The sequence below is a fragment of the Microseira wollei NIES-4236 genome, assembly GCF_020521235.1.
Lineage (GTDB): Bacteria > Cyanobacteriota > Cyanobacteriia > Cyanobacteriales > Aerosakkonemataceae > Microseira > Microseira wollei.
In genome coordinates, this window is the sequence record NZ_BLAY01000017.1 from 1 (window position 1) to 26,759 (window position 26,759).

Below are 26,759 nucleotides of genomic sequence, written 5' to 3' on the forward strand. Positions count from 1 at the left end.
GTCTGCTGCCGTGCCCCTACCACCTACCAATGCAACCGGACATGATATTACAGCAGTTTTCCATGGGTTGCAACACAGTTATTGTTGTAGGGGCACGGCAGCAATCAGCGCCCAAAACATGAAGGTTGTCTGCTGCCGTGCCCCTACCACCGATTTTGATCGTTTAGTAATATCATGTCCGTTGAATTGCCCATAATAAAAAAACCTCACCGCGTCGTTGCGCCCGCCCGGTGTTCAGTTTATTTATACTCACCTACTTACGGGCAGAATGCCCACCCCACAAGAATTTCAGCTCTCTTGTGGGGTGGGCGGGACGCCCGCTTTGTGTTCAGTTTATTTATACTCACCTACTTACACATCAACATATAGAGATTGTAGGGGCGGGTTTTACGAGATATCTTTGCTAACGGCGCAAAGGATAAATAAACCCGCAAGGGCTTACTTTTGCGATTCTGCCCCCATGGGAGTCCAATCACCAGAAGGAATAAAAGACGCCCAATAATAAGGATGCTGATACTTTTCACTTCGCAACATTTCTAACTGAATCTCACGCAACGCAGAAGAACGCCCTTCATTATTCAACAAACGGCGATAATAACTCACCATTAAATCCTTAGTTCCCTCATCATCAACTTTCCACAAACTAAACACTTGACTTTCTGCACCCGCTATCACAAAAGCACGCCGCAAACCAAAAACACCCTCACCATTCGCCACATCTCCCACACCCGTTTCGCAAGCAGATAACACCACTAACTTCGTACCCCATAAATTCAGTGCAGCAGCTTCCATCGCCGTTAAAACACCATCTTCATCGCCACTTTTGCGGATGTTGAAACCTGCCATCGCTAAACCCGACCTCAGTAACGGGTTTTCTTGATTTCCTGCCACCCGACGACGGGGTGTAACGCTAAAATCCGGTTCCACCCAAAGACTTCGACTCAATCCGGTTGACGGTGCGACTAATTCCACATCTTCTAAGAAAAAGCCGTGGGTGGCAATGTGCAGAATCCTGGGGTTTTTGACTTGTTTGAGGGCGTTTTCTGTGGCTTGGGAACCTGTTAATTGTTGTACACCAGATAGCAGGGGTGCAATAGCTTCGGCTTCTTTGAGCGTACCGGGTAAAGCGCCGAATTGGATTTGGGCTAAATCGCTGGAACGTCGGCTATTATTACCTCGGTTGGCATTAGCGACTTGCACCGATGGATTGCCGGGGTTACTATAATCGGGATTAGCTAAAAGGATAGGATTAGAACGACTGGCAACGGGATTTTGTAAGCGCAATAAGTCACGTCCCGAACCGAGATAAGTAATCGCATAGTTTTCGACTAAATAGCGGTTATTTTCATCCACTAAAGCGGCGAAAGGAATTAGGTTAAGTTGGCTATCGGGAGAAATTAGAAGTGTGCGAGTATTGCCCAAACGCTGACGAATGGGTTGCATGAGTTTTTCATCGAGACTGCGGGCAATTTTTTGGATAGTGGGAGATTGAGATTGCAAAGCTTGGCGAAATTCGGCAACTGATTGGTCGATGGGTTCTGCTTCCCCTAAATCCACCCATTGAATGTTACCGTTAGCGTTGAGAATATAAGCGACATAACGAGGGTTTCCTAATTTGAGACTTTTAGCATCACGAGGATAGTAAAAGACTAATTCGACTAAAGCAGCATTTTGAGGAATGAGTTGCTGGATTGCTTCAATGGTTGCAGGTTGAGAAACCTTGCGGAATTCGGCTGAACGACGAGATAATTCGGCTTCCTGTTTTTCCGCTTGGGTTTTCAGGGCAGCAACTTGGTTGCGATATTGTTCTAAGGGAAGATTTTTGGGTTTATTGAAAATCAGGGCAGCTAGTTGAGTGCGAGTGGCGGCGAGTTGGTCAAGTAACTTTTGGTTTTCTGGGGTGAGGTTTTGACGCAGAATGATGAGACTATCGGTGAGAACTTCCAGGATGCGACCTTTGCGGCGTAATACTGTGGTGAGGGCGAGGCGTGCAGCTTCCGGGTTGTTGGGTGCGTCTTTGATGTGCAGAGAGACAGTTGCGTTTGTTTTCCTAGAAAAGGTTGTCATGTAGGCACGTTTTTGAGATTCTGAGCCAATGGTGAGGTTGACAGCAAGCTGCTGTTCTTCGATATTTACACCACGAGTCAAAAATGCCACTGCACTGGTGATATCTCCTTGTGCTTGGTACAGTGTTGACAGGTTGTTGAGGGTTCTGGCAATATCGGGATGTTCTGACCCAAGCACTTTCTCCGTAATTTTCAAAGAACGTTGATAGAGAGGTAAGGCTTGACTGTAATTGCCCATTTGTTGGTATAACGTTGCCAGGTTGTTCAGCCTAGTGGCGACATCGGGATGCTCTGAACCAAGCGCTTTTTCCCCCATAACCAGAGAACGCTGGTACAGGGGTTCAGCTTGGGCGTAGTTTCCCATATTTTGGTACAGTACAGCCAGGTTGTTGAAGCTGAGGGCTACGCTAGGATGCTCAGAGCCAAGCACTTTTTCCTTGATAGACAGAGACCTTTGAAAAAGGGGTAAAGCTTGGGCGTATTTGCCCATATCTTGGTAAAGTAGAGCTAGATTGTTGAGGCTGTTAGCCACGTTAGGATGCTCAGAACCAAGCGCTTTTTCATAGATTGCTAGAGAACGTAGAAAAAGAGGTAAAGCTTGGGCGTAGTTGCCCATATCTTGGTACAGGTTTGCCAGGTTGTTGAGGCTGCGAGCTACATCGGGATGTGCTGAACCAAATGCTTTTTCATAAATAGCTAGAGAACGTTGGAGAAGGGGTAACGCTTGGGCATAGTTTCCCTGTTTTAAGTAAAAGTTTGCCAGGTTGTTGAGGCTAGTGGCTACATCAGGATGTACTGAACCAAGAGCTTTTTCCAAGATTGCTAGAGAACGTTGAAGAAAGGGTTCAGCTTGAGCATAGTTCCCCACATCTTGGTATAGTCCTGCCAAGTTGTTGAGACTAGTAGCTACAAGAGGATGCTCAGAGCCAAGTAATTTCTCATAAATAGCTAGAGAACGTTGAAGAAAAAGTTCAGCTTGGGCGTAGTTTCCCATCTCTCGGTACAGGTTTGCCAGGTTGTTGAGACTTTCGGCTATATCAGGATGCGCTGAACCATGAATTTTCTCCCGCAGTGCCAGGGAACGTTGGTACAGTAGTTCGGCTTGGGAGTAGTTTCCCATCAGTTGGTACAGTATTCCCTGGTTGTTTAAACTGGTAGCTACATGAGGATGCTCCGAGCCAAAAACTTTTTGCAAGATTGCCAGAGAACGTTGAAAAAAGGATTCGGCTTGGGTGTAATTGCCTGTATCTCGGTATAGTGTCGCCAAGTTGTTGAGGGTAGTGGCTACTTCAGGATGATCAGAGCCAAGTACTTTCACATAGATTGCAAGAGAACGCTGGAAAAGGGATTCTGCTTGGGTGTAGTTGCCCATGTTTCGGTACACTTCTGCCAGGTTATTGAGGCTGATACCCACATCAGGATGTTCGGCACCTAACATTTTTTCCCCAATAGCAAGAGCGCGTTGGTACAAAGGTAAGGCTTGAGAGTAGTTTCCCTGTTTTAGATATAAGCTAGCTAAGACGTTAAGGATTTTTGCCACATCAGCATTTTCAGTTCCCAAAGCTTTTTCAAAAATCGCTAGAATCCTTTCAGCAAGGGGAATGGCTTCTGCATATTTTCCTTGTTGGTCAAGCTGAATCACCTTTTGAGCCAGACCTATAGCTTCTATCATTTCAGCAGACTGTTCGGCTGAAGGTATTGGCATTTGAGCCAAAATCCCACCAGGAACACCCGTTACAATACCCAGTGTGGCGATCAGGGCAGTTGTCCACAGCAGCATTCTCTGGCTCATAATGTTTCCCTGTCGTGAGTTAGGCTATTTCTAGAAATTATTGCCTTTTAGCTGATAGTGCGCCGCTAATTCCACATATCTTAATCATGCCCCTATGAAACGCCGTCACTTCTTTCAATTCGCTGCATCTACCCTCACCACTCTGGGATTAAGCCAACTCGATATTCAACGCCAAAGTTGGCGCTATGCCAAAGTGTTGGCACAAAGCACGCCTCGGAAACTGGCGCTGTTGGTGGGAATTAACAACTATCCTGATTCACCCTTAAACGGTTGTATAACCGATGCCCACTTGCAACGAGAATTATTAATTCACCGCTTTGGTTTTAATCCCAACGATATTCTTTTAGTCACCGATGAAACGAATATTAAACCCACCCGTGCAGGCATCTTACAAGCTTTTGAAGAACACCTAATTAAACAAGCCAAACCAGGTGATGTGGTGGTTTATCATTTTTCCGGGCATGGTTCGCGAGTCTTTGACCCCGATAGCGGTGCATCTGACCAATTAAACAGTACTTTTGTGCCTATTGACCGAGAAAGTTCCCCATCTGGGGAGAAAACAATTGTCTCCGACGTGATGGGGGAAACCCTATTTTTATTAATGTCTGCCTTACCAACCGAAAATGTCGCCGTAGTTCTCGATAGCTGTCATTCCGGTGGCGGAAAACGAGGCAATTTGACGATTCGTGCCATCATTGGCGGCTCAAAAGTTAACCCTAGCCCGATGGAACGCAGCTATCAAGACCAATGGCTTTCTCAACTGGGAAAAACCAGGGAATGGTTGAAACAAGAACGCCAAATAGGAATTGCCAAAGGTGTCGTCATTGCTTCGGCGGCGCGAAATCAATTAGCTGCCGATACGCCTTTTGATGGCTTTTCCGCCGGAGCGTTTACTTACGTCTTAACTCAATATCTTTGGCAAACAACCTCTGATGAACCAATTAGCAACATTCTGGCAAATGTAGCTCGCAGTACCACCCGCATTTCCACTACCCGACAAATCCCAGAATTTGAAGTTAAAAAAGATAGCAATAACGAAGCAAAACCCGCTTATTTCACCAACCATCAACTCCCCTCAGCGGAAGCAATAATTACCAAAGTAGCAGGTAAATCTGTCGAATTATGGTTGGGAGGAATTGACCCCCAATCTATCGCCGCATTTAACAAAAATGCTCTATTTTCTATTTTAGACGATCGAGGTAAGAACTTGGGAACTGTGCGATTAGACTCCCGCAATCCTAATAATGGATTAATTGCCCAAGCAACTCTAGTCGAAACTTCCCAACCCAATGGGATTAAACCCGGTTTAATCTTGCAAGAACAAGCACGGGCAATTCCCAACGATTTAAAGTTACGCATTGGATTGGATGAATCTTTAGGCGCAGATAAACCAACCGCATCCCAGGCACTTTCTCGCCTGACTCGCATCGAACCGATGCCTTTAGGACAAACTGAAGTGCAATATATCCTCGGTCGCATGACTGAGGCCAATTATCAAGAACTTCAACAAAAAAAAGTTGCCGATCTTCCCACCGTTGGCAGTTTGGGTTTATATGCACCCGGTTTAGATTTAATTCCCGGTTCCTTTGGTGCAGCTAATGAAAATGTTACCGCTGCGATTGAAAGATTAAAAGCAAAATTACGCTCCTTATTAGCAGCCAGATTAGTTAAATTAACCCTAAATGCCGATTCATCCAAATTGAAAGTTTCGGCATTGATGAAAATATTAGATTCCCAATCCGGACAACCCATTGATGTGGCGGCAAGTGCCTTTACTGTTCGAGGAAGTACTAGGAATGCGTCACAAGTACCAGCTAATATTAAACCAAATACAGTTGAAATTGAAGGGGGAATACCCAAATTACCTTTAGGAACTCGCGTGCAATTTTTAGTCGAAAATAAAGAAGATACAGACCTATATGTGAGTTTATTGGTGATTACTCCAGAAGGCGAAATGATCGTTCTATTTCCTAATACTTGGGCGGCGACAACGGACGCAGCGTTAATTAAAGCGGGAGAAACGCGACAAATTCCAGAAGCGGGAAAAGATCCGTTTAGAATTACCGTTGGTAAGCCATTTGGAACGGTAGAAGTATTGATAATTGCCAGCGCTACACCCCTGCGAGAAGCTTTGAAGAAATTGCAGGCTATTGCTACAAGTCGCGGACAACGAGGTGGGCCATTGCCTTTAGAATCCGATGCTGCTGGGGTAATTGATGATTTATTAGGCGATTTTGACAGGGGAACTCGTGGAAGTCGCAGTCTTTATGCCTCTTTTGACCCTACTGTGCGCGCAGTGAATACGGCACAGTTGGCAGCAATGTCGATTACATTTAAAGCGGTGGAAGCTTGAAGCTAACCGGAAGGTGAGTTTAGCTGCTGCTTAAAACGCGCCGACAGAAATGAAGTCCGCCTGCGCGGACTGGGAGGGCGATCGAGGTTTATCCACGATTGGAGGTAGGGCAATTGGCGATCGCCCCTACAAGATTGAATTCCGTTGAATTGTATACAATCCCCAATTTGTTTTAGGACATTTCTGTTTTCATGGATGAATGGGTTATACCAAATCCGCTTCCATCACCCCCGTGCAAGCCGAACGACTCGCATTCGCGGCTATACAAACTTTGACCGCCTGCGCGGTCTATAAAATAAAGGGGGTAATCCATCCGGATTTGGTATTAGAGCGATTTCAGTTATAATAAGTTAAGGTATTGGATGAAAAAGATGATCGATCGAACAGCCTTACTCAACCGAATTACTCAAACTCCTGGAAAATGCGGCGGTCGTCCTTGTATTCGCGGGATGAGAATTCGCGTAAGCGACATCTTGGAAACCTTAGCAGATAATGTCACTCCCAGCGAAATTCTAGCCGACTTTCCCGATTTGGAACCCGAAGATATTCAAGCTTGTTTGCTATTTGCCTCTCTCCGCATTGACTTTCCCAAGATTGCAGTATGATATTCTGGCTCAATGCTCAATTGCCTCCGAGTTTGGCAACCTGGTTAACCGAATCCTTTGGAGTCAGTGCGATAACACTGAAAGATTTAGGGTTGCGAGATGCGTCAGATGTTGAGATATTCAATGCGGCTCGTGCGAACGGTATCGGCACAGTTGTTGTCACCAAAGATCGCGATTTTATCGATTTAGTCGTGCGCCTCGGCACTCCACCTCAAATTCTTTGGTTGACTTGCGGCAATATGACAAATCGCGATGTGCAGAGTATTTTTAGTCGTGCGTTTCCCGATGCACTGGAACTTCTGAAAGAGGAGAAAGCATTGTGGAAATTGGGAGATGATTCTTTGCTCATTATTCCCATAGGTAGCGCGATCGCTGGCGAACCTGTTCCTGTATATCTTCTGGAATTTTACGACGAGATATTAAAATAATGAAGTCCGCCTGCGCGGAATGGAAGGCAATCGAGGTTTTTCAACCAACGGCAAACTCAGTAAATTCTCGCTTATAAGGAGCCTGAAATGCTAAAACAATATCATTTTTTGGAACTCCGGCTGCTACTAACTCATTAGCAATTCCCACTTCTGTTCCATCTCGTTCGATCCAAATCTTGCCATCTTTAATCTGAATATAAACGATACAGCCAAAAACTCGATTCAACTCCAACCAACCTAAATTCAAGACGAGATAGCGATCGCGATCTGAATCGAAAATCAGTTGAATTTCAGTTTTCCCTTTTTTTCTAGAACCAAAGTTATCTTCGAGTATCTTTTGCACTAATTTACCGTAGTTTAATCCTTCCATAAAACAATCTCCTCTTTATTGCGATCAAAAATCAATAAATTGAGTTGATGTTCGGCGATAATACGCTGGATAAAGGGACGAGAAAAAAATTCAGTATAAATATCGCTCGATATGGCTAAATACAACAAGCGATCTGGTTCAGTTTCTCTCAATGCCGATCGATAGTTGAGAGACTATCCTAAAGCCAGATGAAACTCCGTCACCGTTGAGCTTCCGATAAACGATTTAATTTCTACTGCTATTTTGCGATCGTTTTTTGTAGCGGCTATAACTTTCTCAGCCGCTAAATCTATTTTTAGATCGACATCATCAATACTAATATATAAAGGCTCGTCAGTCACGATCCAACCGTCTTTTTCTAGTGCCGATCGAACAATATTATGGTAAAAGTCTCTAGCTGACATATAAAAACTCGATTGTTATAAATTGCGAATCGTTCGATTAACAAAACTCAAATAATCATCAATCTCTTCATAGCAGTCTAATTCTTTTTCCTCGTCTGGCGTGAGTGCTGTTTCTTGCTGCTTTTCGAGTAATTCTTCAATTCGATTTTGCAACCAACTAGAGGCGCGAAAAATCAAAACACCTTCTTCTAATTCGATTTGCACTACACCCTCTACAGGAACATTAACAGGTAGGCTGTTGAGTTTCGGAATAATTAGGGCGTTCATTATCGATGACTTGAACGGTTAGTTCTGATTATAACACGATCGGGCTGGTGAATGGAGTTCGTGCCGAAAGAAACGAATTCCACCTGTGCGGATTGGAAAAGCAATCGGTATTTCACAACCCGTTTCAACGGGTTTTAGTTCTTAGCACCGAATTGATTCGGGTGCTTTTTTGCCAGTACAATGTAGCTATTCCTCCAGTGGCGATCGCATGGATCTCAACCTCCAGAAAGAAGAATTCAGTTACGCTCATACAGCGGATTGCAAGTCAGTGAGGTACAGCCTTTTGGCGCTTCGTTTGTGTAGCGGCACCCTTAAGAGTGCCGCTACACAAACGAAGCGATTTCGCTGTACTTCACTCGGCTGCAAGCCGCTGTATCTATGCGATCGCGCTGGAACGAGGAGATATCTTATGAAACCCACTATTCAGAATATAGATCTACTGTTAGGACTCAATCCTTTAGAACTAACTCGTTATTTAAGGCAAACGGGTTGGCAAGAAGCAGAAAAACTGGGAGAAAAAGCAGCGATTTGGAAGCTGAACGATAGCCGCGAACGCGAGTTTGAAATTCTTTTACCATTACAGCCAGAAATTCCCGGCTTTGCCTTACGTATTTACGAAGTCATTCAAACCTTAGAAATCGTAGAAAATCGTTCGTCTTACCAAATTATCGGAGATTTAGTCACCGAAGCCCCTAATATTCAAATTCAAGGAGTTATTACTCAGATTGAAATCCAAAACGATCGCCCGATCGTGACGGTGATGGGTTGTGCTGTGGGAAAATTCCGGCAAATTCAATTGCAATTAATGCCAGCCGATTTACCGCTAGCGCTGAAAGCCGATCGAGAACGCTTACCTGTTGAGTGTACGGGAGATTTAATCAAACAAGGCGAGCGGTTTGTTTTAAACAATATTATAGATTTTGGGTTATATGAAGAGAGAGAAAAGCAACTTGCTTAATCGATGCTGCTGAATGTAATTCGCACCGACAAAAACGAAGTCCGCCTACCCTGGGGGAACGCTACGCGATCGCAGACAGGGAAATGCGATCCAGAGTTTATCATCCACATCCATTGCAACGGGTTTGTATTCGATTTCAACTCACAGCATACTCTGTAAACTGACGTTTGAACGGGGAATGAAACCCAATGACAATCCGATCTTTAGGAACGCCTAATTCAACTAAGCGCTCGGCAATCGATCGTTCGGTATTATTTTGTTGAATGTAAATTTTACCGTCAATCAAATCGAGATGCAGCGGACAACCATAAACCCAATGACCGTTTGTCCAGCCGACTTGAACTAAAAGATAGTGATGGCGTTGGGTATCGAAAATAGTCTCGCTCGAAACCGCACTCGACTTGTGAAGTTCGGCTTGCTCGCAAATCACTTTTTGGATAATTTCACTATAGTTTATCTCCATAGTACAATCTCCTCAACTTCTGGATCGTAAACAATTAACTTTAATTGATGTGTAGCGATCGCTTTTTGAGCAAATCGACGACTCAAGAAACTTTCATAAGCATCAAGCGACACTGCCAAATACAAGATTCTTTCCGGTTGTATCTCTGATAGTACCATAGGATAGTTAAGACACTGACCCAGTGCTGTGTGAAATTCAGACACGGGTGAATCGCTGAGAAAAGACTTAATTTCTACAGCTATTTTATCTTGACCTCGTTCGGCGGCAATCAGCCGTTCTGCACCCAAGTCTACATAGAGCGGAACGTCTTCATATTCGAGAGATAGAGGATCGTCTGTAATCTGCCAACCCTCTTTTTCTAAAGCAGCCCGAACAGCATAATGATAGACATCTCTAGCAGGCATATTGATTAATAATTTCTCTCGTTGTAGGGGAGGGATTTGGTCAGCAGTTAAGGTGACAACTTTACCGTCTTGCCAAATACTGATTGATTGTCCCAATCTTCGGTGCTTTTCTATTGCTTCAGCTATGGCAATTTTCACACCAGCGTCAATTTTTTTTCGTAATTCTGTCAATTTTTGTTCATTCATTTTTTACCTCTCCTCGCTGTCAGGTATGCGATCGCCAGAATCGTTTTGTCAGTCGTTATCTTCTACTTCCAACAACATTTCAATCACTTCGCGCAAATTTTCTCGTAACTCATCCAAGGTTTCTCCTTGAGAATGCGCTCCTGGAAATCCAGGAACGTAGCCAACATAGAGGTTGGTGTCAAAATCTCGCTCGACGATCGCAGTAAAAATTTTCATAACTATTTGTACCCCCAATATTTAGATGATATTACCTCTGACAACCCTGATTTGATACCGTGCCATCAGGCATTGTTGCGCGACACAGATTGGCTTGATATAAGATGGCGTTTTTTAGGTTAGCATTGCTTAAATTAGCACCGCTGAGGTTGGCGTAACTTAGATTGGTTACAGGATAGATAAATATATAACCACTGTCTGTCCAGACCTCCTCCTTTTTGTCACTTAAATTTGCACCTTTCAAATTAGCATCCTGTAAGTTTGCTCCCACTAGATCGACCCCCTCGATTCCAGCGCCGCTTAAATCTGCATTGCTGAGATTAACAAATCTTAAATCCGTTTTTCTGTCCCCACTCGAACTAAGTTGAGCGTTGCGAAGGACTGCATTGGCAAGATTTGCTCGCTGTAAATTGGCTGACTGCAACTGAGAACGCTCTAAATTGACATTCAACATAGAGGTTCGGATCAGCTTGGCTTGGTTGAGCTTTGCATTGGTCAAATTTGCACCATCCAAGATTGCACCGACCAAATAGGCGTTTTCCAAGTTGGCTCTTGATAGGTTTGCGCCTTGTAAGTTTGCACCTTCTAGATTGGCATCGAATAAATTAGCAGACGCTAGATTGACCGATCTCAGATCGCAGCGGATGCAGGTTTTGGTTTTGAGTAGATGATTGATTTGCTCTGAGCTTGCTGTTTGCTCGCTCGCGGAACTGGTTTGCAGTGGGACTATCTCGCTGAATGAAACTCCAGAGGAATTTCGCAGCTGATCTATGATTTGCTGGTGTAGAGAAACAACTTCCTGCTCATACTTTGTCGAGGCATGGAGAAAGTTGGTGCGGTTTGCTCTCGTCTTGGGTTCGGTGATAAACCCAAAGTATATATACCCGTAGTCTCGACCGCGAGCGACCTTGAATACTTGCGAATTCAGAGAAAAAATATGACGGATTGGAACTCTAATTGTTTGATATTTCAGACTAATTACAACATCCTGGGACACTACGCTAACTCTGCAACTCTGTTCCTCACGATCTCCTAAAGCGAGAACACAAGTAAATTCTTTACCTGGAAGTTCTGGAGGTTCGCTTGGATCGCTAGCCGAGCCTTGAGCATAAACAAGCTTAGTCAAGAGTATGGAGAGCAGGAGTGCAAGAGTGCCTAGAATTTTTTGCTTCATAACATCACAACTTAATTAATTTTGCAATTAAGGCCCATTCAAGGCTTGATATCAGAAACCGGGTTTCTGCCTAGATTTCTTTTATAGAAACCCGGTTTCTTTGCGCCTATCCTGATGTTACTGTCCCGACTTCGGAGTCGATGAATCGGTAGATCCTGGTTTCCGATAGCGAATCAAGATACTCATCATCCGATCCGAATTGGGTAATGGCGTCAGGCGACTCCATTCATCTACTTGAGCAAATCCCATTGTGTAAAACTTGCGGATTTCTGCCATCACTCCCTCGCGGGAACTGATAATCAGAAACTCTACCTTTTCCCGTTCCGGTTCAAAGGCGTCAGAAAAAGGACGCACAGATCCGGTAGAGTCCGACAAAAACTCTTCTGCCATGAGATATTCTCCTGTTTTTTGGATTGAAAACCAAAAAATCTAGCCACCCCGCAGGCAGCGCAAAGCAAGGTGGCTACAGAGAAATGTTAAAATTCTCCATTAGCCTCCAGACTGGGCTTACAGTGTGGGGGTCAAGCTGTCCATTGCCGTTGGTAGCGGCATTGGGCAGCGATACTAGATTTTTGGGTGGACAAGGGTTGCTGTCGTTGAACTCGAGCAACCTTAAACAGAGACAATAGCGGCATTGGGGACATCTGTCAAGATACTCGTGGCGTTGCGTTACCAAACTTTAGGGAAAGGCGAATTGATTTGAGATTTGAGATTTTAGATTTCAGATTGAGTTATATCATGTCCGTTGAATTGCCCATACACACTACCGCATCGTTGCGTAGGGGCACGGCTAACTTTAAAGTTATCTGTTTTTGGAAAGTATCTATGATGTTCCCTACTCCCAATCATGGGTAATCGACCGGACATGGTATCATATCATGTCCGCGAGAGATCGGTAGTGTATGGATGGCTAATTGCTAATTGCTAATTGCTAATATAGTATTTTTCCTGACATTAGCCATTAGCGATTAGCTATTAGCAGTTACACAACCGTTGCTACCGGACATGATATCAAAGATACAAAAGAAACCCGGTTTTTTAAAAAAACCGGGTTTCTTGTGGGTGTTTTATCAGAAAAATGTTGCGTTATATCGTTTCTGGTTGTATCGAAATTACAGCCGTAGGGGCACGGCAGTTGAGGAACTTGGCGCTGGCGACAAAGCTTACTGATGTTCCCTACTGATGATTCCGATGCAAACGGATTTGATATTACACTTGGTTAACGCACCCTACTGTTTAGGATTGAGTTGTTAGCAATTGTGCAGGTAAGCGCTTGAAGGACAGGCGTTCGTTTTCTACATCGACAAAGATAGTGTCGCCGTCGTTAAATTCGCCGCGCCAAATGGATTTAGGCATGACCTGGAATGGATTGAGTGGATGGCGCAAAACAAGATCCGTCTAATCGTCGCCTTGCGATCCAGTCAGTGGCACCTGCGACCCGCGCCGCGTCCAGGATGCCGCGCTGAGAGTTGTTATGATTTCGTCGTTTCACCAGATTCCGGAGGCGGTTGCCGGAGTTGTAAATGAAGTAGATGAAGTCTCCCAGAAAGGTAAGTGGTCGAGTCGCTTTGTTGCCCATATTAAGAATTGCCCGAAAACCGCTGTATCCTTTACCCGGCCAGATATGGATAATCTCAAAATCGGCCTGAGTCAGTAGCTCGAAGACCCCCAATGGGGACATGTGGAAGAAACTGTCGTCGTGCCAGGGTTCAAGAAAAGACACGTTGCCCAAGTAGTAGCCTCCTGGCTTCAGAACCCTTGCTACCTCTTGGGCAACGAGATAAGGACATGCCAAATGTTCCGTTACGCCAGCCGAATACACTATGTCGAAGGTGCGCTGATTAAAAGGGAGGAAATGACAGTCGCAAAGCAGATCTGGGCCGCCATGGAGTTGGAGGTGCTGATCGACCCGAGTCTTTGAAATGTCTATCCCTAAGTATCGAAACTGTTTAGATTCGAGGAATGACCTCATCTGCCCTCCGCCACAACCGATTTCTAGAATCGACGATCCCGAGGGTAGTCGATCAAAAATGTCGAGATGCGCCAAGTCAAGGTGATACGGTTTATCTGAACCGGCTGCACCACACCGAGGTGGATATGAGAAGCAGCCAGTCAATTGCTCTCCATTAGTCGAACGACTTTGGGGGAAATCGAACGAGAGCTTCCGGGAAGCGGTTGTCGGAATCAGGACTGGGGTGCCATCGGATTCGGAGTAATCAGCTCCGCAATGGGTGCAGTGGGTAAATGACTGCAGAGGAGTTCTGCACGCCGGACAAACCAGCAAGCTCAACAATGCGCTGCGATCGATCATACGAGAACTGCCTCATCATACTAATCAAACGAGTACTCCCTCACCGAAAACGCGCACGAATGCCCCTGGCTTTAGACATGGGGAGGATGTGCTACAGCGATTTTAATCGCAGTCAACACTGGATCTTATGATATTACAAAATCAATTGGCAGCCAAAACAGCTTCAAGCCAAACAAAAACCCTTTCATTTGTCACCCAAATAACACTGGTAGTATTGGCTACAGACTCAAGGTTTTTATTGTCTAAATTTGAGGATCTTTGGCAGCTTTACAATGCCTGCTAGGGCGAGGCAAAGCAGCCAGTACAACAGCAACCAGACCGCAGCAGAAATATTTCTTTGAAGCAAGTATTTGCCGAACTAACTACTGAAACTGAAGGGTTTATCGGTAACCAATAGACTTCTTTAGAAACTACTCTCAAAGGCGGGCAGAATGCCCACCCCACAAGAGTTATTGCAGAGATATAATAAACAGCAGCTAAAAATAGAAACCGGGTTTCTGCGTAGATTTCTTTCATAGAAACCCGGTTTCTTGGCGCCAAGTATCAAACCCGCTAGGGAATAATATCGTGTCCGCTTGAATACCCATAGTTAGAACTGACGCGGTGATGCGGTGACAAGGGAGAGCGGTGAGTTTTAATTAAGGGTGAAAAGCCTGACATCATATAAATTCCAAGGGCTAATAGCTCAAGTCCGTTAAAACAAACTGGTTTGATGGCATTTAGTCGGTTTTAACCGACTTGTAGAGACGTTACATGTAACGTCTCTACAATCCGGAAATTTATGGCCGGGCGGGTTTGATACGGCGTAGATTTCTGGAATAGAAACCCGGTTTCTTTACGTTAATCCCGATTTTATCGTCCCGACTTCCGACTCGATGAATCGGTAGATCCTCCTTTGCGATAGCGCACCAAGATGCTCATCATTTTATCGGTATTGGGCATGGGCGTTATGGGACTCCATTCATCAACAGGCGCAAATCCCATTGTGTAAAACTTGAGGATTTCTTCCATCACCCCCTCGCGGGAACCCACAATCATAAACTCGATCTTTTCTCGTTTCGGTTCTCCTGCGTCAGAAAAAGGACGCACAGATCCGGTAGAGTCCGACAAAAACTCTTCTGCCATGAGATATTCTCCTGTTTTTTGGATTGAAAACCAAAAAATCTAGCCACCCCGCAGGCAGCGCAAAGCAAGGTGGCTACGGAGAAATGTTAAAATTCTCTGTTAGCCTCCAGACTGCTCTTAACAGTGTGGGGGTCAAGCTGTCCTTTGCCGTTGGTAGCGGCATGGGGCAGCGGAACTAGATTTTGGCTGGACAAGGGTTGCTGTAGCTGAACTAGAGCAACCTTAAACAGAGACGATAGCCCGATTGGGGAGAACTGTCAAGATACCCGTGGCTTTGCGTTACGAAACTTTACTGAGCTTAGATTTCAGATTTTGAGGATTGCACTGTGCGATCGCTAATTTTACACTCTTGCGATCGCTTCAGTTCTCGATTGTCGATCGTGAGAACGCATCCAGATCGATTGTATTATAATGAATTCAACCTCGAAATGGAGTAAAAATTATGACTCCTGGAGTTTCAGAACAAGTCAGATGGACGATCGACGATCTAGCAGGTTTCCCAGATAATAACAACCGATATGAAATTATTGATGGAGAACTCTTTGTGACGCGATCGCCTCATATTGCTCATCAATTTGTTACAGGTGCGGTGTATGCAGAACTGAGAACTTGGTCAGTTCAAAATAAATTGGGAATGGCGGCGATCGCGCCCGGTGTGATTTTTTCAGAAGTAGATACAGTAATTCCTGATGTAATTTGGATTAGCAGCGATCGCCTGACTCAATTGCTAGATGAATCTGGACATTTAACAGGTGCGCCGGAACTCGTTGTCGAAGTGCTATCTGAATCAGTCGCCGATAAAAAACGCGATCGAGAAACGAAACTCAAACAGTATTCTATATATGGCGTTATCGAATATTGGATAGTCGATCGATGGCTCAAATCGATCGAGGTTTATCGCCGCGAGAATGGCATTTTGAAAAAAGTTCTGACTTTGTGGGAAGGCGACGATTTAACCAGTCCGCTGTTACCGGGATTTTGCTGTCGGGTTGGGACGTTATTTGCTTAAAGTATACTAAAACCTGACAGAAGTTTTCTGTGACGTTGATGATTTTTGTCAATTGTTTGAACCCTTACTAGCACAAATGTTATTACCAGAAGTGGAGGGTCAACACCTCCCAAAAACTCGCTTAACCTTGAGCGAAATCATGACAATTCTGATCGGATTTCATGGTTCACGTTACCGAACATTTAAAGACTTTTACCGATTACAAGTAATGCCATATTGGTCAAAAGCCATGCCTAATTTGGTTAGCTATAATCGTTTCGTCGAGTTAATGTCTTATGCTTTGTTAGCACTATGTTGTTACTTTGAGTATGGTTGTAAAGGGGATGTAACGGGAACAAGCTTTATTGATTCTACTGCTTTAAAAGTTTGTCATAAAAACCGAGCCAATAGCCACAAAGTCTTTGCTGGCATAGCTGAAGGGAGTGATATCATGTCCTTAAGATTACCCATAATTAGCAGCCGGGACACGGCATGATTAACGTTATCTGTTTGTCCGAGATATCTATCATGCCGTGTCCCTACGCAACAACGGGGTCAGTTTTTTATTATGGGCAATTCAACGGACATGATATGAGTTGCCACTGTCAGTGTTGTGGCGATCGCTGATCTTAAGAGGGTGTTTCTTTGGAGACAATCCTGGTTGACATGTGGTCTCTTCCACCTTGATGTAAGACGACACGCGATGCCTTACCGGTTTCATCTACCACAAATGTTAGTTGAGCATCCACCACTTTGAAAAAAAACTCTGTTGCTGACTCTGGGAAAATTTCTACTCGTTCCTGTCCTGTTAACTGAGTAAAGATGCGTTGCGCTTCGGTCGTCACCGTCAAAATCACTCCAGGAGTAAGCTCGTAATCCCCCACATATGACTGATAAAGGGCAGGATCAAGCTCGACCGCTCGGCGTTGTTTGGGTAGTTTGTACGGTTCACCCCATAAAATCGCGGCTAAATCATTGCTAATTTTCCCGACTGGAGCTGTTACCAGATTGCTCAGGACAATGATTACCATTTGTTCACTGGGAAATCTGGCAAGGCTGGTGGTGAAGCCGTCAATCCCTCCCTCGTGTGCTACTCGATCGCGTTCATAAAGGCGATCGATCACCCAGCCATAGCCATAGAAGGCATCGCCATCTTCTTCACCTATTCTCACTGCTGGGGCAAACATCGCGTGTCGAGAAGTTTCGCTCAAGATAGCATCGCTGTAAAGTGCTTGATCCCACTTGTAAAGGTCTTCGACGGTGGAGTACAGCGCCCCTGCCCCGACTGGGATGGACATATCCAGGAATTCGGCGTGATAGTACCCTGCCTCAGCAGGTCTGTAGCCCGAAGCTCGGTGAGACAAGATTGGCTCCGATCGGTCATATCCTGAGTCTGTCATGCGAAGCGGCTCAAAGATGCAGTGTTGTAAGTAGTCAGCGTAGGAGCGATCAGAAACGGTTTCAATTAGCTTGGTCAGTACCGCATAACCAGAGTTGCTGTAGCTGTGGCGATCGCCCGGTGTGAACTCCAATGGCTTGTTGCTGAACCAGGTAATCACCTCATCAAGTGTCATCGCCTTCCGTTGTTGTTGGACATAGTCAGGAAAGCTGGTGTAGTTGGGAATTCCAGCCGTATGAGTGAGCAAGTGATGCACTGTAATCTGCTCAGATTGAGGATAATCGGGCAGATAGGCTGAAAGGGGACTGTTCACTTCCAGCAAGCCCTGTTGTTGCAGGTGCAAGATGGCAGCGGCTGTAAACTGCTTGGTGACAGAACCGAGGCGGAACTTAGTTTGAGGTGTATTGGCAACGCTATGTTCAAGATTTGCCATGCCATAGCCCTGGCTCAACAATACCTCGCCTGCACGGGCAACCAACACAGATCCCATGAAGAAACCCGTTTCTAAATAAGCTTGAAGATAGGCTGCCATCTCGCTGGCAATGCCCTGGTTATTTGCCTGCTCTGAAGTCATTATAAAACCACCCCTTCACCTAAAGGACAGCATACTGCTCATCCATTCTAATCTCGTTTTGACCAGTAAATGAAGTCCCCATCTTCAGGGGATTTTTCACCCTTAACGTTAAAGTATCCACTTACTGAAAATGTCCATTTGACCGAGGGAAATGCTCTATCTATAACCTTTATGTAGAATGATGCGGGTATTTTCACACTTTCGTGTTATCTTGTGTCGTTATCCACTCTTGATTTTGAGTAGTCGGTGTTGGACGCTTACCTTGTGGTATTTTTCACAGGACGCAGCGATCGCCTAATACGCTTAAATTTCCCATCGAGATCACGTTGCTCAGTTTACTTGCGTCCATAAGCATATTAATTCCTCTCCATAGGCTTGTTCTCTCGATCGAGGGGTGGGATTTGGTCAGCGGTTAATGTCACAACTTTACCGTCTTGCCAAATACTGATATGATGTCCGGTTGATTACCCATAATCAGAAGCCGGGACACGGCACGATCAAAGTTATCTGTTTGAACGAGAAATCTATGATGCCGTGTCCCTACACAACAACTCTGTGAGGTTTTTTTATTATGGGCAATTCAACCGACATGATATCACTGGTGATGCAACCTGATTTATTTATATTATTGGTGATTTGCCGGACATCATATGATTGATTGTCCCAATCTTCGGTGTTTTTCTATTGCTTCAGCTATGGCAATTTTCACAACCGCGTCAATTTTTTTTTGTAATTCTGTCAAAGAATGTTCATTCATTGTCTGTTGATGTAATTTGGTTCCAGATTTCAGGGGCATAGATGGTTAATTGCTGATTTATGCTTGATGCAGCTACCAATCTAGTTTCAGGGTTAGAATTATCATAAACTATCCAAGTATCGCATAATGGTAAATATAACTCAATTAGATTTTTTCTGCCTCTTTCATAACGACGACGGATGACATCTTCGGGGATATTATGACCTCCACTTTCTACTCGTCTCTTTACTCGTTCAATGGCTAACTCTGGACTTTGCAACCAAAAATAAATCTCCAATCACAAAAACATCAGGCATTTTTCCAATCTAATAAAAAAGCGACAGATTTTACTCTGTCGCTTTTGATTAAAAATTAGCTCGATTGAATTGTCAACACTTCAGATGGCAAGCGTTTGAAAGCTAGTCGTTCGTTTTGAACATCGACAAAAACGGTATCGCCTTCGCTAAATTCACCGCGTAAAATTGCTTTAGCAATTTGGGTTTCCAATTCCCGTTGAATTGCGCGCTTTAACGGACGCGCACCGAAAACGGGGTCGTATCCTACTTCTGCAAGGAAGTCTAAAGCTGTGTCGGAAAGTTTGAGGGAGATTTTGCGATCGCCATTGGGAGATCTTGCTGTTTTTAAGTCGCTTGCTCTTGGGTTGCATTCTCGCCAAATCGACCTGTACCGTAGGTAAATTGAGAGCGATCGCCCAACGATTGACCATATTTCATTAAATGTAACCCGTAGGCGAGTTGCTTTGGTTCCCAAGCATCTAGAGCTTGAGGAACATTGTGGTGATGTTTAACTAGAGCATCAGCCAGAGCGATCGCATTTCTTGCTGCTTTAGAGGTACTTGCTGCCGTATGGGGACGGGGAATAAAGGCTGCATCGCCAATCAACGCCACTCGCCCAAATATCATTTGAGGAACTGCTAGATCCAAAATTGCTTGAACAAATGGCTCCTTTGTTGCTGCAACTAACTTTTGAAACGGGGGAGCCAGCACAGCATCAGCATACGCTCGCATTTCTTGCTCGATCGCAGGTGATAATAGTCCGGGTGGAATGGAATAATCGCGGTGTCTACCGTCTTTATCTGTCAGGATGCGAGGCAATTCTGTTGCTTCATCATAATTGACATACCAAACCCAGTTAAAGCGGCGTTCTCCCGGCAATAACGACTCATTCTCACCGGGAATAACATATTGCAGAATGTGAGAGTTGGGAAATTGGAAAAACACAAATCGTTCTGTAAATAAAGCAGCCGCATTCGAGTCGATATCCGTTTCGTCAACCAGACCTCGGTAGCCAACATATCCAGCATATTGATAGCGGTAGTTTGGTAAGAGACGTTGACGCACGGTTGAATTCGGGCCATCTGCACCAATTAATAACTCTCCAGTGACAGAAGTTCCATCTGCAAAAATTGCGGTGACTTGTTCATCGGTTTGCTCAATATCGGTTAAGAGTTTTCCTGAATGGTAATGCTCTGCTGGAAAATGTCGCCGCATAGAACCATAAAGTAGATTCCAGGAGGTTAAAGTTTGACCCATGGACATTTGTTGGACAATGTTGCCGTCGCGGTTCAAGTAATAGCGATCGCGCGCTACAACACCCAGCGAATCATCAGAAATTCCTGCTCGTTGAAATGCTTCGATTACATCTGGTTGCAGCACAATGCCACCGCCGCGACTATCGAGAGCGTGAGACGAACGTTCGTAAATATCCACCTCCCAACCAATCGAGCGCAGCATAATTCCAGTAAACAAACCGCCTAACGATCCGCCAATAATAATGGCGCGTTTCTCTGTGAGTTTCATGATGATTAAACCCTCTCTAATTCCTTCACAGCAGCTTGCAAAGCGGCGAGAAAAACCTCAACAGGTTGACCGCCAACTAAAATCTCTTTGCCGATACGAATCGTGGGGACACTGTGAATTCCTTGAGCGATCGCCCGCTGTTTCAATGCTGCAATTTCCTCAATGCCCTCACGGGACAGGAGAAATGCCTTCACTTGCTCAACATCAAGATTAATTTCACTCGCCAACTGTGTCAGAGTTTCAACATCGCCAATATCGCGACCTTCAGTAAAATAAGCTCTGAGAATGCGTTGAGCCATTTCAGTTGCCTTGCCAACTTTGCCAGCGAACCTGGTTAAGCGATGAGCTTTCAATGTGTTTGGCGTGACCTTCATCAAGTCATAGCGAAACTCGATTCCGTTGGCTTGACCCACCTGCACCGTTTTTGCATCTAATTGCTGCGAATACTCCCAACTGCCAAATTTATTAGTGCGGTAAGTCTGACGATTCATGCCTGCTTCGGGCATATGAGGATTTAGCTCGAATGGATACCAAATCCGCTCAATTGCAACAGGCGTATTTAGTTGCGCGATCGCTTTCTGCAAGTTTGTGTCTGCCACTAAACACCAGGGACAAATAAAATCTGATGTCATTGCGATCGTTAATGTCATGGTTGCCTCCTTTTGAAACAGGCGAATTGCTACAGTTCAACCATAACTTTATTCACAAAGAATGATAATATAGGCAAAACGCAAAAAACCTTTGCGTTAAATGCAAAAATCAAGCATTTTTCAACCCGATGGATCAATTTGCTGCGATGCGTGCCTTTGTAAAAGTTGTGGAAACAGGTGGGTTCTCAGAAGCCTCCCGACAGCTTGATTTGGCAGTTTCTTCCGTCACCCGCCAAGTAAATTCACTCGAAGAAATGTTGAACACTCAGTTACTCAACCGCTCGACTCGCAGCATTACTCTCACGCCGCAAGGTCGCCAATATTACGAGAAAGCGGTAAGAATTTTACAGGATGTGGAGGAAGCAAACGCCTGTGTGATGGAAGGCTCCGATGTTCCGCGAGGATTGTTAAAGGTGAGTATGCCAGTTGCGTTTGGACGGCTTCACGTCGCACCAATCCTGCGCGATTTTCTGGCGCAATATCCCGAAGTTAAATTGGAACTGCGATTGAGCGATGGATTAGCCAATTTAGTAGAAGACGAGTTAGATATGGTAATTCGCATTGGCAATCTCGATCGCTCTGGTGCTACCCTAATTGTTCGCAAACTTGCCTCCCATACTCGCCTTGTCTGCGGCAGTCCAGACTATTTCAAGCAATACGGCAAACCAACCCATCCGAATGATTTGGTCGATCGCAATTGCTTGTTATTTGCTTATTCTACAGGAGGTGCTGTGTGGCGATTTCAACAAGACGTCCAGATGTATGAAGTAAAAGTAAATGGCTCTCTCACAGCAAACAATTCAGAAGTGCTGCGCCAGTTGTGTTTAGACGGTGCTGGACTGATCTTGATGCCAACGTGGTTAGTGGGTGAAGATATTCGCGCTGGAAGATTACAAGCCGTGCTAACCGATTTTCAGGTGCATCCTCAAGTCGAAATGGATATGGGCATTTATGCACTTTATTTGCCGAATCGTAGATATTCGCTGCGAGTCAAAACGTTCATCGACTTCCTAGTAAAGCGATTCGGTAATCCACCTTACTGGGAAGAAACTGCAATTTAAGAAAGTTTAGATGACAAATTGCAATCGAGTCTTTAAAGAAAGCGATCGCGCTCATCTTTCCTCATGACCTAAAAATTATAGTTTACGATCCCAATACAGAGGAGATTACACAATGGAAACATTAGAGAAGTATCGTCAAATTGTGAGGGATTTACTCAACTCCCATGCCACAACCAATGATCCTGATATTGAGTGTCAGATTATTTTTGATACAGAACGCGATCGCTATCTACTTTTAGATAGAAAGAAACAGACCTCAAACTCAAAGAAGAAATTGGCCTGTCCTAAAATCAGAGGTACATTGGTTGCTTTTGTCCAGGCAAATGCCAGGTGAACCGTTGGGAATGAACTGACTTGAGCATCAATAACGATTGCACGAGCTTCAAATCGAGCTAAGTTCCCTGTCAATACAACCGAGAGCATCTCGTTTTCCCAGATTAAACCCAGTTGTAGTCCTAACTCGTATGGCAAAACATTGACGCTTGCGCCTGTATCTAATAAGCCTTCGACGTTGAGGGATTTACCATTAAAACTGAGCGTCAAAGGCAGATACGCCATCCGATCGACCATGCCAAGGCTACTATCAATGATTTTGTAAGGGAATTTTTGAGCATCAACCATTTTGTTCCTGTTGCTTTGTAGCCAGAAGATTCATCAAAACATTGGCAGCTTCAGAGCAATTGTAGGGAGACCAAACAGGATACTCCTGGTTCGCAATAAAGAAGTTTGAGTTTGGTTCTTCTTCTTTGACAAGTTCTGCTGCAATAAACTGCATCAGCCGAAGCTTGTCGATTTTTGGAAGCTCCTGGATTTGTGACATGAGTTCAGCCAATGGCATTTGAGCATCTCCTCGTCTGAGATTCGGTGAAAAAATTGAGGATGCTAGCTTGTAGCAGAAGGGAGCTATAACTAGCATCTGTCTATTTTACCAATTGCTTCGTGGGTTGGTTCAGGATCGTGTCCCACTATCACATCGGGACGGGTTGCATGGTAAGTGCTTGACGACAGAACTACAGCAGGACGACGTTTAATACCAGTGACGCCTGGAAAATCGACTGTGACGACATCGCCGGGATTGAATGTCACTATTACATCTCCTCGCTGTCAGGAAAAAGTGTCGTTGCATACTGCAAGGAAAAGGTTGTTACATCAAGTTGATCTTGTTGAGTCCAAGTACCGCTTTGATCGATAACAGGTTCATTTTGCTGTAGCAGATCGTTAAGAATAAGAGTTGCTAAGCGTAATCGCTCATTCGGTGACAACGTACTAACGATCTGGGTGTATATTTCAATAGCAGTAGTCGGCATATCGGAATCCTCCCGCTCTTTATACTAACTCAAAAATACTAAAGAAACCCGGTTTTTTCAAAAAAACCGGGTTTCTTGTTCGTTTTCCAGATCAAAATGGTGCGTTACACTGCGTTAACGCACCCTACGGTTTAGGATTGAGTGGTTAGCAATTCAGCAGGTAACCGCTTGAAGGAAAGGCGTTCGTTTTCTACATCGACAAAGATAGTATCTCCATCGTTAAATTCGCCGCGCAAGATTGCTTTGGCAATTTGGGTTTCCAATTCCCGTTGAATTGCACGCTTTAAGGGACGCGCACCGAAAACGGGGTCGTATCCTACTTCTGCTAAGAAGTCTAAAGCAGCATCGGCAAGTTTCAAGGAAATCTTGCGATCGCTCAACCTTTTACCCAATCTTTCCACCTGCAATTGCACGATTCGCCGCAATTCTTGCTTTTGCAATCCGTGGAAGATAATCAACTCATCAATGCGGTTGAGGAATTCCGGACGGAAGTTGTTTCGCAGCGCATCCATTACCCGACTCCGCATTTCTTCATAGCGAGAATCATCCCCGGCAATATCCAAAATGTACTGCGATCCGATATTGCTGGTCATGATAATGACGCTATTCTTGAAGTCTACGGTATGTCCTTGAGCGTCGGTAACGCGACCGTCGTCAAGTATTTGTAGCAAAACGTTAAATACATCCGGGTGCGCTTTTTCGATTTCATCGAACAGTATCACCGCATAAGGACGACGGCGAATTGATTCGGTTAATTGTCCGCCTTCTTCGTATCCAACGTATCCGGGAGGCGCACCAATTAAACGGGAAACCGCATGTTTTTCCATGTACTCGGACATATCAATTCGCACTAAAGCTTCTTCGGTGTCGAACATATATGCGGCGAGTGCTTTGGCTAATTCGGTCTTGCCAACGCCCGTGGGGCCGAGGAAAATAAAGCTAGCAATCGGTCGATTTGGATCGGCTAAACCAGCACGAGAACGCTGAATTGCATCTGCTACTGCGGTGACTGCTTCATCTTGTCCCACGACGCGACGGTGCAATTCGTCTTCCAAGTGCAGCAGTTTTTGCATTTCGGATTCGACTAATTTGCTAATCGGTATTCCCGTCCACTTGGAAATAATTTCGGCAATATCTGCTTCGGTGACTTCTTCCCGCAGCAAGGATTTACCGCTGGTTTGGGTTTGGGCGATTTGGGTTTCAGTTGCTTCTAATCGCCGTTGCAGTTCGATTAACTTGCCGTATTTTAATTCAGCGGCGCGGTTGAGGTCGTAGTTGCGTTCTGCTTGTTGAATTTCCAAGTTAACGCGGTCGATCTCTTCCTTAATCGTCTGAATTTGACCGATCGCGTCTTTTTCAGACTGCCACTGTGCGTTGAGGGTGCGTTGTTCTTCTTTGAGATCCGCGAGTTCTTTTTCCAATCTTTCTAGACGTTCTCTGGAACCGCGATCGCTTTCTTTTTGCAAAGATAGCTTTTCCATCTCCAGTTGCAGGATCTTGCGGTCGATTTCGTCGAGTTCTTCCGGTTTGGAAGTAATCTCCATCTTTAACCGCGCCGCCGCTTCGTCTACCAAGTCAATCGCTTTGTCGGGGAGGAAGCGATCGCTGATATACCGCGTAGACAATGTAGCTGCTGCTACCAAGGCACTATCGGAAATTTTCACCCCGTGGTGAACTTCGTAGCGTTCTTTCAACCCGCGCAAGATAGAAATGGTATCTTCCACGCTGGGTTGATCGACGTAAACTTGTTGGAAGCGCCGTTCTAGGGCCGCATCTTTTTCCAGATACTTGCGATACTCATCTAAGGTTGTCGCACCAATGCAACGCAACTCGCCTCTCGCCAACATGGGTTTGAGCAAGTTACCCGCATCCATTGCACCTTGGGTTGCACCCGCACCGACAACGGTGTGAATTTCGTCAATGAACAGAACGATATTACCGCCGGATTCGGTAACTTCTTTCAATACCGCTTTCAGACGTTCTTCAAATTCACCTCGATACTTCGCACCCGCAATCAACGCACCCATATCGAGGGCGATTAATTTGCGGTCTTTTAAAGATTGGGGAACATCGCCGCTGACGATGCGCTGCGCCAATCCTTCGACGATGGCGGTTTTACCCACACCTGGTTCGCCAATCAGCACCGGGTTATTCTTGGTGCGACGAGAGAGGATTTGAATTGTGCGGCGAATTTCGTCATCGCGTCCGATTACCGGATCGAGTTTACCTTCCTTTGCTAGTTGGGTGAGGTCGCGACCGTATTTTTCTAGCGATTCGTATTTTCCTTCCGGATTTTGATCCGTCACTTTTTGTCCCCCACGGATTTGAGCGATCGTGTTCTTCAGCTTGGCTTCATCTAGTTTAAATTCTTGCAATAAGCCTTTACCGAACCGATCGTCCTTGGTATACGCCAGCAACAGGTGTTCGATCGAGATAAAATCATCGCCATATTCTTTGCGATATTCTTCGGCGCGGTCTAGCAGCGTATCCAGACTGCGACCGAGATAGATCGAGTTAATTGTACCGGAAAGCTTGGGTTGGCGCTTGATGAAGTCATCTGTGCGATCGCGCAGGCGTTGCACATTTACCCCAGCTTTGTTAAAAATACTGCTAGCCAGCCCTTCTTGTTCCAACAGCGCTTTCATCAGGTGTTCGCTTTCCAGCTGTTGCTGCGAGGCAGCTTTAGCCATATCTGGGGTTTTAGCGATCGCTTCCCAAGCTTTTTCGGTAAATTGATTTGGATTATTCGGTTGCATGGAATAGACTCCCCTTTCTATACGCCATTTTTCTAACTACAGCCATTGTAGGGAACCTGGTGCGATCGCAAGATCGGTGTTCACCCCTTCTGTAGCGGGTATTACCGTCCGGGTATGGCTAATTGCTAATTGCAAGCTTGCTAATTGGTACAGGACTTACGGTTGGGCGACCTATCACCTTTGTTTCTGCGTATACCCCTGGTTTCAAAGCGACTATTTTTTATAGAAACCCGGTTTCTTTGTCTCAGTTTTGCGGGTTTCTTTAGATCTCTTGGGCGACCGAGAAACCCGGTTTCTGCGTATACCCCTGGTTTCAGGGCGACTATTTTTTATAGAAACCCGGTTT

General features: G+C 45.0%; 25 protein-coding genes and 6 pseudogenes. 9 read left to right on the top strand and 22 right to left on the bottom strand.

The features are described 5' to 3' along the window. The coding region (locus MiSe_RS07490) for a hypothetical protein (RefSeq protein WP_226576873.1) at positions 1–196 on the top strand (196 nt) is incomplete at its 5' end. A 242-nt stretch (positions 197–438) separates the two neighbouring features. Here MiSe_RS07490 and MiSe_RS07495 read toward each other — a convergent pair. Beyond that, positions 439–3,858 (bottom strand): CHAT domain-containing tetratricopeptide repeat protein, encoded by a 3,420-nt coding sequence (locus tag MiSe_RS07495; protein ID WP_226576876.1) that lies wholly within the window; start codon positions 3,856–3,858, stop codon positions 439–441. 94 nt (positions 3,859–3,952) lie between these two features. Here MiSe_RS07495 and MiSe_RS07500 point away from each other — a divergent pair, with 94 nt between their 5' ends. The 3 genes from MiSe_RS07500 (at position 3,953) to MiSe_RS07510 (ending at position 7,244) form a co-directional block, all read left to right on the top strand. Then, positions 3,953–6,211, top strand: a complete 2,259-nt coding sequence (locus MiSe_RS07500; protein ID WP_226576880.1) for a caspase family protein — start codon at positions 3,953–3,955, stop codon at positions 6,209–6,211. A gap of 371 nt (positions 6,212–6,582) precedes the next feature. After that, on the top strand, positions 6,583–6,816 hold the full coding sequence (locus MiSe_RS07505; protein WP_226576883.1) for a DUF433 domain-containing protein: 234 nt from the start codon (positions 6,583–6,585) through the stop codon (positions 6,814–6,816). Then, on the top strand, positions 6,813–7,244 hold the full coding sequence (locus MiSe_RS07510) for a DUF5615 family PIN-like protein (protein WP_226576886.1): 432 nt from the start codon (positions 6,813–6,815) through the stop codon (positions 7,242–7,244). Before MiSe_RS07505 ends, MiSe_RS07510 begins: the two co-directional genes overlap by 4 nt. Positions 7,245–7,284: 40 nt before the next feature. On the opposite strand, the gene MiSe_RS07515 is transcribed toward MiSe_RS07510, so the two are convergent. The 3 genes and pseudogenes from MiSe_RS07515 to MiSe_RS07525 all read right to left on the bottom strand — a co-directional run bounded on the left by MiSe_RS07515 (position 7,285) and on the right by MiSe_RS07525 (position 8,285). After that, complete coding sequence (locus tag MiSe_RS07515; RefSeq protein WP_226576889.1) at positions 7,285–7,614, bottom strand: XisI protein; 330 nt, start codon at positions 7,612–7,614, stop codon at positions 7,285–7,287. Next, a pseudogene (locus tag MiSe_RS07520) lies at positions 7,602–8,018 on the bottom strand (XisH family protein). Before MiSe_RS07520 ends, MiSe_RS07515 begins: the two are co-directional and overlap by 13 nt. A 15-nt stretch (positions 8,019–8,033) precedes the next feature. After that, entirely contained in the window at positions 8,034–8,285 is a 252-nt protein-coding gene (locus MiSe_RS07525) for a hypothetical protein (protein ID WP_226576893.1), read from the bottom strand. Between the two features lie 409 nt (positions 8,286–8,694). On the opposite strand from MiSe_RS07525, the gene MiSe_RS07530 reads away from it, so the two are divergent. Continuing rightward, positions 8,695–9,243, top strand: coding sequence for a hypothetical protein (locus tag MiSe_RS07530; RefSeq protein ID WP_226576896.1), 549 nt, complete (start codon positions 8,695–8,697; stop codon positions 9,241–9,243). A gap of 136 nt (positions 9,244–9,379) precedes the next feature. Here MiSe_RS07530 and MiSe_RS07535 read toward each other — a convergent pair whose 3' ends face one another. The 8 genes from MiSe_RS07535 to MiSe_RS07570 all read right to left on the bottom strand — a co-directional run bounded on the left by MiSe_RS07535 (position 9,380) and on the right by MiSe_RS07570 (position 15,122). Beyond that, complete coding sequence (locus MiSe_RS07535; RefSeq protein WP_226576899.1) at positions 9,380–9,706, bottom strand: XisI protein; 327 nt, start codon at positions 9,704–9,706, stop codon at positions 9,380–9,382. Further along, a complete protein-coding gene (locus MiSe_RS07540; RefSeq protein WP_307731248.1) occupies positions 9,697–10,296 on the bottom strand; it encodes a XisH family protein in 600 nt (199 codons plus the stop codon). Before MiSe_RS07540 ends, MiSe_RS07535 begins: the two co-directional genes overlap by 10 nt. 48 nt (positions 10,297–10,344) lie before the next feature. Beyond that, entirely contained in the window at positions 10,345–10,512 is a 168-nt protein-coding gene (locus MiSe_RS07545) for a type II toxin-antitoxin system HicB family antitoxin (protein WP_226576902.1), read from the bottom strand. Between the two features lie 31 nt (positions 10,513–10,543). Beyond that, positions 10,544–11,686, bottom strand: coding sequence for a pentapeptide repeat-containing protein (locus MiSe_RS07550; protein WP_226576905.1), 1,143 nt, complete (start codon positions 11,684–11,686; stop codon positions 10,544–10,546). Positions 11,687–11,803: 117 nt separating this feature from the next. Further along, complete coding sequence (locus MiSe_RS07555) at positions 11,804–12,076, bottom strand: hypothetical protein (RefSeq protein ID WP_226576908.1); 273 nt, start codon at positions 12,074–12,076, stop codon at positions 11,804–11,806. Positions 12,077–13,034: 958 nt separating this feature from the next. After that, positions 13,035–13,997 carry a methyltransferase domain-containing protein gene (locus MiSe_RS07560; protein WP_226576912.1) on the bottom strand — a complete coding sequence of 321 codons (963 nt, stop codon included), beginning with the start codon at positions 13,995–13,997 and terminating at the stop codon, positions 13,035–13,037. Positions 13,998–14,276: 279 nt separating this feature from the next. Next, entirely contained in the window at positions 14,277–14,513 is a 237-nt protein-coding gene (locus MiSe_RS07565) for a hypothetical protein (RefSeq protein WP_226576915.1), read from the bottom strand. 336 nt (positions 14,514–14,849) lie between these two features. Then, on the bottom strand, positions 14,850–15,122 hold the full coding sequence (locus MiSe_RS07570; protein ID WP_226576918.1) for a hypothetical protein: 273 nt from the start codon (positions 15,120–15,122) through the stop codon (positions 14,850–14,852). 442 nt (positions 15,123–15,564) lie between these two features. Here MiSe_RS07570 and MiSe_RS07575 point away from each other — a divergent pair, with 442 nt between their 5' ends. After that, complete coding sequence (locus tag MiSe_RS07575; RefSeq protein WP_226576921.1) at positions 15,565–16,131, top strand: Uma2 family endonuclease; 567 nt, start codon at positions 15,565–15,567, stop codon at positions 16,129–16,131. A gap of 13 nt (positions 16,132–16,144) precedes the next feature. Next, positions 16,145–16,549 (top strand): annotated as a pseudogene (locus MiSe_RS53705) (transposase); the annotation flags it as partial. Between the two features lie 190 nt (positions 16,550–16,739). Here MiSe_RS53705 and MiSe_RS07585 read toward each other — a convergent pair. From MiSe_RS07585 to MiSe_RS07605, 5 genes and pseudogenes are all read right to left on the bottom strand, one after another. Continuing rightward, a complete protein-coding gene (locus MiSe_RS07585; protein ID WP_226576928.1) occupies positions 16,740–18,083 on the bottom strand; it encodes a serine hydrolase in 1,344 nt (447 codons plus the stop codon). 749 nt (positions 18,084–18,832) lie between these two features. Continuing rightward, a pseudogene (locus tag MiSe_RS07590) lies at positions 18,833–19,111 on the bottom strand (zeta toxin family protein); the annotation flags it as partial. Positions 19,112–19,191: 80 nt separating this feature from the next. Beyond that, a pseudogene (locus tag MiSe_RS07595) lies at positions 19,192–19,437 on the bottom strand (ClpB D2-like domain containing protein); the annotation flags it as partial. 23 nt (positions 19,438–19,460) lie between these two features. Continuing rightward, on the bottom strand, positions 19,461–20,639 hold the full coding sequence (locus MiSe_RS07600; protein WP_226576934.1) for an FAD binding domain-containing protein: 1,179 nt from the start codon (positions 20,637–20,639) through the stop codon (positions 19,461–19,463). A gap of 5 nt (positions 20,640–20,644) precedes the next feature. Then, positions 20,645–21,289: a DsbA family oxidoreductase gene (locus MiSe_RS07605; protein ID WP_226576937.1), complete on the bottom strand. Its 645-nt coding sequence runs from the start codon at positions 21,287–21,289 to the stop codon at positions 20,645–20,647. A gap of 128 nt (positions 21,290–21,417) precedes the next feature. On the opposite strand from MiSe_RS07605, the gene MiSe_RS07610 reads away from it, so the two are divergent. Together MiSe_RS07610 and MiSe_RS50810 are read left to right on the top strand one after the other, a co-directional pair. Next, a complete protein-coding gene (locus MiSe_RS07610) occupies positions 21,418–22,350 on the top strand; it encodes a LysR family transcriptional regulator (RefSeq protein ID WP_226576940.1) in 933 nt (310 codons plus the stop codon). A gap of 112 nt (positions 22,351–22,462) precedes the next feature. Continuing rightward, positions 22,463–22,549, top strand: a pseudogene (locus MiSe_RS50810) (XisI protein); the annotation flags it as partial. A 26-nt stretch (positions 22,550–22,575) separates the two neighbouring features. Here MiSe_RS50810 and MiSe_RS07620 read toward each other — a convergent pair. The 5 genes and pseudogenes from MiSe_RS07620 to clpB form a co-directional block, all read right to left on the bottom strand. Then, a complete protein-coding gene (locus MiSe_RS07620; RefSeq protein WP_226576943.1) occupies positions 22,576–22,971 on the bottom strand; it encodes a pepsin/retropepsin-like aspartic protease family protein in 396 nt (131 codons plus the stop codon). Next, on the bottom strand, positions 22,964–23,188 hold the full coding sequence (locus MiSe_RS07625) for a hypothetical protein (protein ID WP_226576946.1): 225 nt from the start codon (positions 23,186–23,188) through the stop codon (positions 22,964–22,966). The genes MiSe_RS07620 and MiSe_RS07625 overlap by 8 nt, the downstream gene beginning before the upstream one ends. Before the next feature lie 122 nt (positions 23,189–23,310). Beyond that, a pseudogene (locus MiSe_RS07630) lies at positions 23,311–23,436 on the bottom strand (type II toxin-antitoxin system PemK/MazF family toxin); the annotation flags it as partial. A gap of 2 nt (positions 23,437–23,438) precedes the next feature. Further along, complete coding sequence (locus MiSe_RS07635; RefSeq protein WP_226576954.1) at positions 23,439–23,657, bottom strand: hypothetical protein; 219 nt, start codon at positions 23,655–23,657, stop codon at positions 23,439–23,441. A 131-nt stretch (positions 23,658–23,788) separates the two neighbouring features. Further along, a complete protein-coding gene (clpB, locus tag MiSe_RS07640; protein ID WP_226576957.1) occupies positions 23,789–26,413 on the bottom strand; it encodes an ATP-dependent chaperone ClpB in 2,625 nt (874 codons plus the stop codon). Between the last annotated feature and the right edge of the window lie 346 nt (positions 26,414–26,759).

Excerpts from the sequence above, each read along its gene's own strand:
- MiSe_RS07495 (WP_226576876.1), bottom strand. The coding sequence starts at position 3,858 with ATGAGCCAGAGAATGCTGCTGTGGACAACTGCCCTGATCGCCACACTG.
- MiSe_RS07500 (WP_226576880.1), top strand. The coding sequence starts at position 3,953 with ATGAAACGCCGTCACTTCTTTCAATTCGCTGCATCTACCCTCACCACT.
- MiSe_RS07505 (WP_226576883.1), top strand. The coding sequence starts at position 6,583 with ATGATCGATCGAACAGCCTTACTCAACCGAATTACTCAAACTCCTGGA.
- MiSe_RS07510 (WP_226576886.1), top strand. The coding sequence starts at position 6,813 with ATGATATTCTGGCTCAATGCTCAATTGCCTCCGAGTTTGGCAACCTGG.
- MiSe_RS07515 (WP_226576889.1), bottom strand. The coding sequence starts at position 7,614 with ATGGAAGGATTAAACTACGGTAAATTAGTGCAAAAGATACTCGAAGAT.
- MiSe_RS07525 (WP_226576893.1), bottom strand. The coding sequence starts at position 8,285 with ATGAACGCCCTAATTATTCCGAAACTCAACAGCCTACCTGTTAATGTT.
- MiSe_RS07530 (WP_226576896.1), top strand. The coding sequence starts at position 8,695 with ATGAAACCCACTATTCAGAATATAGATCTACTGTTAGGACTCAATCCT.
- MiSe_RS07535 (WP_226576899.1), bottom strand. The coding sequence starts at position 9,706 with ATGGAGATAAACTATAGTGAAATTATCCAAAAAGTGATTTGCGAGCAA.
- MiSe_RS07540 (WP_307731248.1), bottom strand. The coding sequence starts at position 10,296 with ATGAATGAACAAAAATTGACAGAATTACGAAAAAAAATTGACGCTGGT.
- MiSe_RS07545 (WP_226576902.1), bottom strand. The coding sequence starts at position 10,512 with ATGAAAATTTTTACTGCGATCGTCGAGCGAGATTTTGACACCAACCTC.
- MiSe_RS07550 (WP_226576905.1), bottom strand. The coding sequence starts at position 11,686 with ATGAAGCAAAAAATTCTAGGCACTCTTGCACTCCTGCTCTCCATACTC.
- MiSe_RS07555 (WP_226576908.1), bottom strand. The coding sequence starts at position 12,076 with ATGGCAGAAGAGTTTTTGTCGGACTCTACCGGATCTGTGCGTCCTTTT.
- MiSe_RS07560 (WP_226576912.1), bottom strand. The coding sequence starts at position 13,997 with ATGATCGATCGCAGCGCATTGTTGAGCTTGCTGGTTTGTCCGGCGTGC.
- MiSe_RS07565 (WP_226576915.1), bottom strand. The coding sequence starts at position 14,513 with ATGAAAGAAATCTACGCAGAAACCCGGTTTCTATTTTTAGCTGCTGTT.
- MiSe_RS07570 (WP_226576918.1), bottom strand. The coding sequence starts at position 15,122 with ATGGCAGAAGAGTTTTTGTCGGACTCTACCGGATCTGTGCGTCCTTTT.
- MiSe_RS07575 (WP_226576921.1), top strand. The coding sequence starts at position 15,565 with ATGACTCCTGGAGTTTCAGAACAAGTCAGATGGACGATCGACGATCTA.
- MiSe_RS07585 (WP_226576928.1), bottom strand. The coding sequence starts at position 18,083 with ATGACTTCAGAGCAGGCAAATAACCAGGGCATTGCCAGCGAGATGGCA.
- MiSe_RS07600 (WP_226576934.1), bottom strand. The coding sequence starts at position 20,639 with ATGAAACTCACAGAGAAACGCGCCATTATTATTGGCGGATCGTTAGGC.
- MiSe_RS07605 (WP_226576937.1), bottom strand. The coding sequence starts at position 21,289 with ATGACATTAACGATCGCAATGACATCAGATTTTATTTGTCCCTGGTGT.
- MiSe_RS07610 (WP_226576940.1), top strand. The coding sequence starts at position 21,418 with ATGGATCAATTTGCTGCGATGCGTGCCTTTGTAAAAGTTGTGGAAACA.
- MiSe_RS07620 (WP_226576943.1), bottom strand. The coding sequence starts at position 22,971 with ATGGTTGATGCTCAAAAATTCCCTTACAAAATCATTGATAGTAGCCTT.
- MiSe_RS07625 (WP_226576946.1), bottom strand. The coding sequence starts at position 23,188 with ATGCCATTGGCTGAACTCATGTCACAAATCCAGGAGCTTCCAAAAATC.
- MiSe_RS07635 (WP_226576954.1), bottom strand. The coding sequence starts at position 23,657 with ATGCCGACTACTGCTATTGAAATATACACCCAGATCGTTAGTACGTTG.
- clpB (WP_226576957.1), bottom strand. The coding sequence starts at position 26,413 with ATGCAACCGAATAATCCAAATCAATTTACCGAAAAAGCTTGGGAAGCG.